11 protein-coding genes, 2 tRNA genes and 2 pseudogenes are annotated in these 8,641 nt (G+C 63.5%); 10 read left to right on the top strand and 5 right to left on the bottom strand.

Translation table 11 applies throughout. The annotated features are described in order from the left end of the window. Positions 1–358, bottom strand: a pseudogene (locus AC1DX0_RS26130) (phosphoribosylformylglycinamidine cyclo-ligase); the annotation flags it as partial. 215 nt (positions 359–573) lie between these two features. Here AC1DX0_RS26130 and AC1DX0_RS26125 point away from each other — a divergent pair. The 3 genes from AC1DX0_RS26125 to hdaA are packed head-to-tail and all read left to right on the top strand — an operon-like array spanning position 574 to position 3,011. After that, entirely contained in the window at positions 574–1,131 is a 558-nt protein-coding gene (locus AC1DX0_RS26125) for a CDP-alcohol phosphatidyltransferase family protein (RefSeq protein ID WP_477357335.1), read from the top strand. After that, a complete protein-coding gene (locus tag AC1DX0_RS26120; RefSeq protein WP_477219299.1) occupies positions 1,103–2,305 on the top strand; it encodes an AI-2E family transporter in 1,203 nt (400 codons plus the stop codon). The genes AC1DX0_RS26125 and AC1DX0_RS26120 overlap by 29 nt, the downstream gene beginning before the upstream one ends. A 1-nt stretch (position 2,306) precedes the next feature. Further along, positions 2,307–3,011: a DnaA regulatory inactivator HdaA gene (gene hdaA / locus AC1DX0_RS26115; protein ID WP_477357333.1), complete on the top strand. Its 705-nt coding sequence runs from the start codon at positions 2,307–2,309 to the stop codon at positions 3,009–3,011. A gap of 218 nt (positions 3,012–3,229) precedes the next feature. Here hdaA and AC1DX0_RS26110 read toward each other — a convergent pair whose 3' ends face one another. Both AC1DX0_RS26110 and AC1DX0_RS26105 read right to left on the bottom strand, forming a co-directional pair. Continuing rightward, positions 3,230–3,511 (bottom strand): hypothetical protein, encoded by a 282-nt coding sequence (locus tag AC1DX0_RS26110; protein ID WP_477357331.1) that lies wholly within the window; start codon positions 3,509–3,511, stop codon positions 3,230–3,232. A gap of 211 nt (positions 3,512–3,722) precedes the next feature. Further along, positions 3,723–3,799: transfer RNA gene (locus AC1DX0_RS26105), tRNA-Pro, on the bottom strand. Between the two features lie 124 nt (positions 3,800–3,923). On the opposite strand from AC1DX0_RS26105, the gene AC1DX0_RS26100 reads away from it, so the two are divergent. The 4 genes from AC1DX0_RS26100 to AC1DX0_RS26085 all read left to right on the top strand — a co-directional run bounded on the left by AC1DX0_RS26100 (position 3,924) and on the right by AC1DX0_RS26085 (position 5,085). Further along, on the top strand, positions 3,924–4,229 hold the full coding sequence (locus AC1DX0_RS26100) for an ETC complex I subunit (protein ID WP_015318428.1): 306 nt from the start codon (positions 3,924–3,926) through the stop codon (positions 4,227–4,229). Positions 4,230–4,276: 47 nt separating this feature from the next. Continuing rightward, a tRNA-Arg gene (locus AC1DX0_RS26095) sits at positions 4,277–4,353 on the top strand. 82 nt (positions 4,354–4,435) lie between these two features. Then, positions 4,436–4,702 carry a hypothetical protein gene (locus AC1DX0_RS26090; RefSeq protein WP_477219296.1) on the top strand — a complete coding sequence of 89 codons (267 nt, stop codon included), beginning with the start codon at positions 4,436–4,438 and terminating at the stop codon, positions 4,700–4,702. A gap of 167 nt (positions 4,703–4,869) precedes the next feature. After that, positions 4,870–5,085, top strand: a complete 216-nt coding sequence (locus AC1DX0_RS26085) for a hypothetical protein (protein WP_477219295.1) — start codon at positions 4,870–4,872, stop codon at positions 5,083–5,085. 91 nt (positions 5,086–5,176) lie between these two features. Here AC1DX0_RS26085 and AC1DX0_RS26080 read toward each other — a convergent pair whose 3' ends face one another. Together AC1DX0_RS26080 and AC1DX0_RS26075 are read right to left on the bottom strand one after the other, a co-directional pair. Next, on the bottom strand, positions 5,177–5,527 hold the full coding sequence (locus AC1DX0_RS26080) for a hypothetical protein (RefSeq protein WP_477219294.1): 351 nt from the start codon (positions 5,525–5,527) through the stop codon (positions 5,177–5,179). Positions 5,528–5,561: 34 nt separating this feature from the next. Beyond that, positions 5,562–6,068, bottom strand: coding sequence for a hypothetical protein (locus AC1DX0_RS26075; protein WP_477219293.1), 507 nt, complete (start codon positions 6,066–6,068; stop codon positions 5,562–5,564). A 141-nt stretch (positions 6,069–6,209) separates the two neighbouring features. Between AC1DX0_RS26075 and AC1DX0_RS26070 the strand changes: the two genes are divergently transcribed. The 3 genes and pseudogenes from AC1DX0_RS26070 to AC1DX0_RS26060 form a co-directional block, all read left to right on the top strand. After that, positions 6,210–6,875, top strand: a complete 666-nt coding sequence (locus AC1DX0_RS26070; RefSeq protein ID WP_477219292.1) for a response regulator transcription factor — start codon at positions 6,210–6,212, stop codon at positions 6,873–6,875. Beyond that, positions 6,872–8,290 (top strand): sensor histidine kinase, encoded by a 1,419-nt coding sequence (locus tag AC1DX0_RS26065; RefSeq protein ID WP_477219291.1) that lies wholly within the window; start codon positions 6,872–6,874, stop codon positions 8,288–8,290. Before AC1DX0_RS26070 ends, AC1DX0_RS26065 begins: the two co-directional genes overlap by 4 nt. A gap of 117 nt (positions 8,291–8,407) precedes the next feature. Beyond that, positions 8,408–8,641: pseudogene (locus tag AC1DX0_RS26060) on the top strand (GGDEF domain-containing protein); the annotation flags it as partial.

Genomic DNA, 8,641 nt, shown 5'->3' with positions numbered 1-8,641 from the left:
GTACGACGATGTCGTTGACGCACATGGCGACGAGGTCGATGCCGATTGTGTCGTGCTTGCCGGCATCGATGGCGATCTTGAGCTTGGTGCCGACGCCGTCATTGGCCGCGACCAGCACGGGATCGGTGAAGCCGGCAGCCTTGAGGTCGAACAGGCCGCCGAAACCGCCGATCTCGCCATCCGCGCCCGGCCGGCGCGTGGCGCGGACCAGCGGCTTGATCTTCTCGACCATGAGATTGCCGGCATCGATATCGACGCCCGCCTCGGCATAGGTGAGCCCGTTCCTGCGCTTGCTCGTTTTGGGCTGGCCCGCTTTGGGCTGGCCCGCTTTGGGCTGGCTTGTGTCGCGCTTGCTCATCGCAATTTTCCTGCTCGTTTGCGGGCTCTTCGCATGAATGGTTTCGGGGGGCAAGGATAACGGCGGATCCGAGCGCCTTTCGGCCCGACAAAAGCGTGGATAGCATTTCCGACATTCGCAGCGAACACCGTGACGGCCGAATTGCGTGGCAAGAAACTTGCGGCGCCTCCCTATCTCCATCATCTATCCCTGACCTGAGAGGACGGGCCGAGCATTTGACCATCCCCAACCTAATCACCATTCTGCGCCTTCTTCTCGTGCCCGCCGTGGTGCTGGCGATGCTGCAGGCGCGCTGGGACTGGGCTTTTGCCGGCTTCGTTATTGCCGGCGTCTCGGATGGCGTCGACGGCTTCATYGCCCGCCGTTTCAACCAGCAKTCSARGCTYGGCGCCTATCTCGAYCCGATGGCCGACAAGCTSCTKYTGGTYTCKGTGTTCGTSGTCMTGGGCTTCATCGGSSAGYTGCCGYTGTGGCTGGTCGTCACCATGGTGTCGCGCGAYGSSCTGATCGTCTGCGCSGTCSTSYTGTCCACMGTSATGGCCCAYCCGGTSGAGRTSAAGCCGCTKYTSGTRTCGAAGGCCAACACCRCCATCCAGATCGTGCTGGCGGCRGTSGTGCTGGGGGAACTTGCCTTTGCCGTGCACCTCGACCCGCTGCGGCCAGCCCTCATATTGCTGTCCGGGGTCTTGACCGTGGCTTCGGCCGCGGCCTATCTCGTGGCTTGGCTGAGGCATATGAGCGGCTATGGCGAAGGCTCCAATCCGGACATCTGAGAAAGAAGCGGCGGTGATCGAGGCTGCGGCTGCCGATCTTGCCGCGGCCTCCGTGTTCCGCCGGCAGATCTCGTTTTGGGTGGCTGGCGCGGCCCTGCTCGCCCTTTTTCTCTATTTGTTCAGCGACATCCTGCTGCCCTTCGTCGCCGGCATGGTGCTCGCCTATTTCCTCGATCCCGTCGCCGACCGGCTGCAGCGGCTCGGCCTGTCGCGTTTCATGGCGACGGTGGTTATCCTCATCACCTTCCTCATCGTGCTGGTGCTGGCCTTCGTCATCCTCATTCCGGTGCTGGCGACGCAGATGGCGGATTTCGCCGGCAAACTGCCGGAATATCTGACCCGGCTGCAGAGCCTGATCACCTCCTTTGATCCGAAATGGCTGGAACAGAAGTTCGGCGTCAACGCCAACGGCTTGCGCGACGGGTTGAATTCACTGCTGACCTCCGGCTTCGGCCTGATCACCACGGTCTTCACCTCACTGTGGAGTTCCGGCATGGCGCTGGTCTCGGTGGTCAGCCTGTTCGTGGTGACGCCGGTCGTCGCCTTCTACATGCTGCTCGACTGGGATCGCATGGTTGCGGTCATCGACAGCTGGGTGCCGCGCGACAACGTCGCGACCGTGCGCGCCATTGCGCGCGACATCAACACGGCGACCGCCGGCTTCGTGCGCGGCCAGGGCACGCTCTGCCTGGTGCTGGGCGCCATGTACGCCACCGGCCTGACGCTGACCGGGTTGAACTTCGCCATCCTCATCGGCCTGTTCGCCGGGCTGATCTCGTTCATCCCCTATGTCGGCTCGCTGACCGGTCTCGTGCTGGCCGTCGGCGTCGCCTTCGTCCAGTTCTGGCCCGATTGGACGATGATCGTTGCCGTCGCGGTGGTCTTCTTCATCGGCCAGTTTATCGAAGGCAACATCCTGCAGCCCAGGCTGGTCGGCAAAAGCGTCGGCCTGCATCCGGTATGGTTGATGTTCGCGCTGTTCGCTTTTGGCGCGCTGTTCGGTTTTGTCGGCCTGTTGATTGCCGTGCCGGCTTCCGCCGCCGTCGCCGTTCTGGTGCGCTTCGCTATCGCTCGCTATCTGGAATCGCCGCTCTACAAGGGCCACGCGACGGAGCCCGTACCGCCGTTGCCGGCCGATCGCGGCGGCGGCCACCGCTCGCAACCGCGTCGCTGAAGTGACTGCCCAAAAAACCGATCCGCCGCGCCAGCTGCCGCTCGATCTCGGCCACGGCACCGGCTATTCGCGCGACGAGCTCGTCGTCTCCGGCACCAACAACCAGGCGGCGGCATTGGTCGACCGCTGGCCGGACTGGCCGTCGCCGGTGGTGGTGCTGGCAGGTCCAGCCGGTTCCGGCAAGACGCATCTGGCCGCCATCTGGCGTGCCCGCGCCAACGCAATGGCTGTCGACGCCGGGCGCATTGGCGACAGCATCGCCAGTCTCGGTACCCGGCCGGCACTGATCGACGATGTCGATACGCGCGCGATCGACGAACAAGGCCTGTTCCATCTGATCAACGCGGTGCGCGGTGCCGGCTCGACGCTGCTGTTGACCGCACGGCGTTTTCCCTCCGCCTGGGGCGTCTCGCTGCCCGATCTGGCCTCACGGCTGAAGGCGGCGGCGACGGTCGAGATCCACGAGCCCGATGACCTCCTGCTCGCCGGTGTTATCACCAAACTGTTCGCCGACCGCCAGGTCGAGGTCGAACCGCATGTCGTGCAGTATCTGGTGCGGCGCATCGAACGCTCGCTGGCTACAGCCATGCGCGTGGTCGATCGGCTCGATCGCACCGCGCTCGAGCGCAAGACGCCGATCACGCGGGTGCTTGCCGCCGAAACGGTCAGCGCCATGGATGAGGGTYAGCGCGAGTTCGAGATTTAGAGAAACTCGACGTGCAGACGGCCGGCAAACGGACTGCCCTTTGCCATTTCGGGAAACAACAGCTGGCATCCATCTTGCTACACAAGCCTTGCCGGCTGACCCCGGTCCTGATTGCGTTCCAAATCAGGTTGTAGGCTCGCCGGGAATGAGGTTTGGGGTTCTCGCCCGGCGAGCTTGCCTTCAAGTGCACCGTTATCGGCCGGTGAGCTTGGCCAATCTCAGAGCCACATTCTGACGAAATGTCGGACGAGCAGATAAACGGCCGAATGAGCGGCAACATAGCAGGCTGCGACCAGCACAAAAATTCCGATACTGACAGCCCAGGAACGGGAGGCGGTTGTGCCCGGCGCCAGCCTGGCCTGTCTGCGGCTCTCGCGATTGTTCCATGTCGCCAGCGCCGCACAAGCGATGGCCCACGCCACCATGAATGGAACCGTCACGCCAGCGTAGGCAAAGTATGCTGGCCCGAACAGCGACACCCACGYATCGATCCCAAGCATCTTCTATCCCCCGTCTGCGGGAGTGTAAGCCGGCAATTGCGGCGGATGCGAGCTAGAATTGATGAAGCTTAGGTGCTGGAAGCAAACCCTACTTTGAGAATCCTGTCGCGCGGCGATAACCCTCGAGTTGCTGCGTTGCAGCCCGACGCCAGTCACCAGCGCCATGCCGCAAGGCGGCCAGGCCACTATCGATACTGCATTTTCGAGCGGATGGTCGGAGTGGAGAGATTCGAACTCCCGACCCTCTGGTCCCAAACCAGATGCGCTACCAGCCTGCGCTACACTCCGAACGGTCTGTTGCCTATTCATTTCGGAGTTACATAGCAAGTGCAAAAACCTTGCCGCCATGCGCATTGCGCAGTAATGACGGGCGAAGGGTGGCGATGCTGCCTTGCACAACAATGAGGTGGCCATGTCCGCGCGCATTTTCAGCCCAGCCAAAACCGCTATGCAGTCCGGCAAGGCCAAGACCGGCCATTGGGTGCTGGAATTCGACCCCGAAATGCGCAAGAAGATCGATCCGTTGATGGGCTATACGACGTCGGGAGACATGAGAAGCCAGATCAGGCTGACCTTCGACACGCGGGAAGAGGCCGTGGCTTACGCCGARAAGGAAGGGCTTGCCTTCCGCGTTGAGGAGCCGAAAGAGACCAAGCGTCGCCAGATTTCCTATGCGGAGAATTTCCGCTATGACCGCAGGACGCCCTGGACGCATTGAACGGCGGCCAGCGCCAGATATCCAGCCGGCCCCTGGGGCCGGCCAGTGGTCCCGTAGCTCAGCTGGATAGAGCACCGGCCTTCTAAGCCGATGGTCACAGGTTCGAATCCTGTCGGGATCGCCAATAATTTTGGTAGCGCAGGACATATGTTGTGGTTTCAGCACGGTGTCGGTTTGCGCCGCGAGACATGACCAGCGGGAACCTGATGCCCGCCAGCGCGTTGCCTCGCATGCTCAAGAAAATCGCCTTCGCCGCCGTGCTGTTCCAGGTTGCCGTCTTCTCGGCGCTGATAACGCAGACGGTTCTTTTCGCATCCACGGCGACTCAAGCCGCCGACGTCCAGCCCAATGAATCCGTTGTGGTCACTGACAAGGAATGCGCGACCGCGACGCCGAACATTCCGGGTCGGTGCCTGAAGCGGGTTGAGGCTCGGAACTCTGTTTCGACGCTGGTGCTGATGGCCGGGCAATAGAAAGTCCGCGGGCGGCCCGTAATTATTTCGTGATCTGCCGGGATTGGAACCTTAGCCCCTATGAGGCGTTCGGGGCCTTGTATTCGCGGTGCCTCATAAGAAGGACGATGTGGCTGGCGGATGGGGCGGGGCAAAACAAGCGGGTTGGGGGAGGAGAAAACCAGGCCATGTCGAAACGTGAAATTGGAACGTCCCCTGCCTTGGGGCGGCGTATCGCTGAACTCAAGGCCAAAATGCAGGATGCCGAAATATCCGAACATGAGATGAAGACCTTCCACAAGGTCGCCGCCATCATGGGAGGCGGTGAGGGCTCTCTACGCCTTGATGCCGATGACCTGATCGCGGCATCATTTGTTGTCAACGTGCTGGCTGAGCCCACCTGACAGCGACCGGTCCATCAGCCAACGGTCCAAGCTTTCAAACTGCGAAATCCGAACGGCCGCCTTCTGAGCGGCCGTCCTTTAGTGTGCGGCGCTAGCGCGGCAGCGTCGCCAGTTTGTCGATCAATTGTGAAGCCGTGTCGGCACAGGCCTTCATGGTCTCGTCGTCAGCGCATTTGGCGTCGATCTCGACGTCGCCACGCCGCAGCCGAAAATGAGCTGCCTTCGATGGCGGCGGTGGCGGTGGGCCAGCTTCGCGGCCATGCGGCGGTCCGTGGCGATCGCGCATGCCGTCCGGGCCCGGTGGGGGCGGAGGCGGTGGCGCATTGTCGGCAGCCGCGGAATCGACTGCAGCCTGAGGCGGCGGAGGCGGCACATCGGCTTGAGCAAAGGCAGCCGAGGCCATCAAGGTCAGGGCAAGGCCTGCCAGGGCAAGTTTCTTCATGTCTGTTTCCTTATCTTGAGGGGGCGGGGTGGGGTCAGCCGGGCACGCCCGGAGCGACCGTATTGACATCGGGCCCGTGCATCCGGTCGAGCAGGCCACGCGGACCCGGTCTCGGGGGTCGCAGGCTCTCGGCGCGGCCGTCGGCATGGACGAGCAAGTCACCATGGATGAAGCCGTCGTCGAAATGGCCCTGCACAGTCAGAGTCTCGCCTGCGGCGACCAACGTGCCACCTTCGCCGCGCCGGCCGGTTTCGACCAGTGCGCGGCCGCTGCCGTCGTCGATGACGAACTTGTTCCCGAAGATCTCGGCGACTTTGCCTTTAACGGCGACGGTGCTGTAGGGCGAAAGCGCGGCGATGCTTGTCGGCTGCATCAGCACGACGCTGTCGCGTGGTGCTGCAAGCATCGTGACGGCGCCGCCGGCAACCAGGCCGAAGGCGATCAATCCGGCGGCGAACAGGCCGGTCAGGTAGGGCCGTCTGCGTTCTGTGGCCGGTGGTCCGGCTGTCGCCGTGTCGGCGGTTTCTGGGGTGTCGATCATCGTGGTCGCCTTTCTGTTGTGGTGGAATGGCAACCGTTTTAGCCGGGTGACAGGAACCGAGCCTGAACCAGGCCGTTCAGCTTCAGTTAAGCCCGCGGGCCTAGGAGCCGGCGTCAAGGCGCATACGGGAAAATCAACGCAATGAAGGTGCTGCTCGTCGAGGACGACGGATCGATCGCCAGCCAGTTGGGCGAGGCGCTGCGCGGCGAGAATTTCGTTGTCGACATTGCCCGCAACGGCGAGGATGGCCAGCATCTCGGCGATACCGGCACCTATGACGTCGCCGTTCTCGATCTTGGCCTGCCCAGGGTCGAGGGCAAGGCGGTGCTCAAGGCCTGGCGCGCGGCAGGGCGCAACCTGCCGGTGCTGATCCTGACGGCGCGCGACGGCTGGTCGGAAAAGGTCGAGGGCTTCAAGGCAGGTGCCGACGACTACCTCACCAAGCCGTTCCGGGCCGAAGAGCTGATCATGCGGCTCCGCGCGCTGGTGCGCAGGGCGGCCGGCCATGCCCAGACGAAAATTGCCTGCGGCCCGCTGAATTTCGACGCGCAACTCGGCACTTTCGAGCTCGATGGCCTGCCGCTGAAACTGACCGGGCTCGAATGGCGCGTGCTGTCCAGCCTGATCCTGCGCAAGGAGATCGTGGTGACGCGCACCGATCTGCTCGACCGCGTCTATGACGGTGACGCCGAGGTCGATTCCAATTCGCTGGAAGTGATCGTCGCCAGGTTACGCCGCAAGATCGGCCACCAGCATATCGAGACGGTGCGCGGTCTCGGCTACCGGCTGACCGCGGGCGCGACATGAGACTGATCCCGCGTTCGCTGGCGGGCAGGCTGAGGCTGGCGGCAATTATCGCCATTGTTGCGGCACTTTTGCTTGCCGGCATCGCCATCGCTTTCATTCTGCAGCGCTTCATCATCTCCCAGATCGACCAGCGGCTGGACGGCCAGATCTTTGCGGTCGCGGCTTCCGTGCAGCGCGATGGCGACGGCAGGCTTACGGTTACATCGGCGTTGAACGGGCCGCCTTTCGACCGCCCGGGCTCGGGCTGGACGTGGCAGGTGGTCGGGCCGGACGGCGAAATTGTTTCGGCCTCGCTTGCCGGCCACGCCGCCATGAAGCTGCCGCCGGTACATCCCGGTCGCTTCGATAATCTCCCCGGCCTGCCGGATCTGTTCGGGGCACTGCGTTCGCTCGGCCGCCCAAGGTCAGCCGATGGCGCGGGGGCCGATGGCCAGACCTTGCATTGGCGCATCCTCGATGTGCCGGTCGGCTCGGAGGCGGTGGCAGTGGCTGCGACAGCGCCCTATCGCGCCATCTATGGGCCGCTGCGTGATGCGCTGCTGCCGCTGGCGCTGGCGCTGGCGGTGCTGGGGCTTCTGCTGGTTGGCGCCATGCTGGCACAGGTGCGGCTCGGTCTGCGTCCGCTCACCAGCCTGCGCGCGGGGCTGGCCGACATCCGCGCCGGCAGGCGCAGCGCGATTTCCACCGACCAGCCCAGCGAAATCCTGCCGTTGGTCGAGGAGGTCAACAGTCTGCTGGCCGACAATGCCGAGGGTCTGGCGCGCGCCAGGCGTCATGTCGCCAATCTGGCGCACGGCCTGAAGACACCGCTCGCGGCGCTAGGCCTGGCGCTGGAGAAGCGACCGGCCGGTGCCATGGCTCGGGCCGTCCCTGGCGCCGATGTYGCCGCAATGCGCGCCCAGCTCGAATTGATGGAGCGGCTGATCCGCCATCATCTGGCCCGCGCGCGGGCCGCGGCGCTGAGCGGCCCCGCCCGTGCCAGCACCAACGTCGCCGAAAGGCTCTCCGACCTCACTGGCATGATGGCCAATGTCCATCGTGAACGTGGCGTGACCTTCGACGTCTCTGCAGCCTCCGACGTTGTGGTCGCAACCGAGACGCAGGATTTCGACGAGATCCTCGGCAATCTGCTCGACAATGCCTGCAAATGGGCACGCTCGCGCGTCACTGTTTCGGCAAACACCGACGATAGCCGCGTCATCATCGATATCGATGATGACGGTCCTGGTCTCGACGCGACGGCGATGCCGGAGGTGATGCGGCCAGGACGCCGCATCGACGAGGCGACGCCTGGTCATGGCTTCGGCCTGCCGATTGCCGCTGAACTCGTGGAACTCTATGGCGGAAGTCTCGGTCTGTCGCGCGCGCCCGGCGCCGGCCTGCGGGCAAGGGTGGTCCTGCCGCAAAGCCGCTGACTCCGAGGCGATGCTTCCATTCGCGCCAGGCCTGTCGATATCGAATTGAACGGAAAGTCTTATCATTTTGTTTGCGTTGGTACGTCATAGTAGCGACGGCTAACGGAGTGGAACGCAATGAAGCTCGATCTGTCGCCGACGAGCTGGGGCAGGGTGATCGCTGTCACCGCTGCCGGTACGGCATTCTTCATTGCCGTGGCGTTTTTCGTTGATTCCTTCAATTTCCCCTATCTCTCGCCCGAGGCTGTCTGGCGGGCGCAAATGACAGATCTCATGCTGCCCCTGGTGCTCGGCGGCTCGTTTCTGTTTTTTCTGATGTGGAAAATCCGCCAGTTGGCCATAGCCCAGCGT

The organism is Mesorhizobium sp. P3_A9 (assembly GCF_056402975.1).
This window is presented reverse-complemented; position numbering and strand designations above follow the sequence as displayed.

Excerpts from the sequence above, each read along its gene's own strand:
- AC1DX0_RS26120 (WP_477219299.1), top strand. The coding sequence starts at position 1,103 with ATGGCGAAGGCTCCAATCCGGACATCTGAGAAAGAAGCGGCGGTGATC.
- AC1DX0_RS26090 (WP_477219296.1), top strand. The coding sequence starts at position 4,436 with ATGCCCGCCAGCGCGTTGCCTCGCATGCTCAAGAAAATCGCCTTCGCC.
- AC1DX0_RS26085 (WP_477219295.1), top strand. The coding sequence starts at position 4,870 with ATGTCGAAACGTGAAATTGGAACGTCCCCTGCCTTGGGGCGGCGTATC.
- AC1DX0_RS26080 (WP_477219294.1), bottom strand. The coding sequence starts at position 5,527 with ATGAAGAAACTTGCCCTGGCAGGCCTTGCCCTGACCTTGATGGCCTCG.
- AC1DX0_RS26075 (WP_477219293.1), bottom strand. The coding sequence starts at position 6,068 with ATGATCGACACCCCAGAAACCGCCGACACGGCGACAGCCGGACCACCG.
- AC1DX0_RS26070 (WP_477219292.1), top strand. The coding sequence starts at position 6,210 with ATGAAGGTGCTGCTCGTCGAGGACGACGGATCGATCGCCAGCCAGTTG.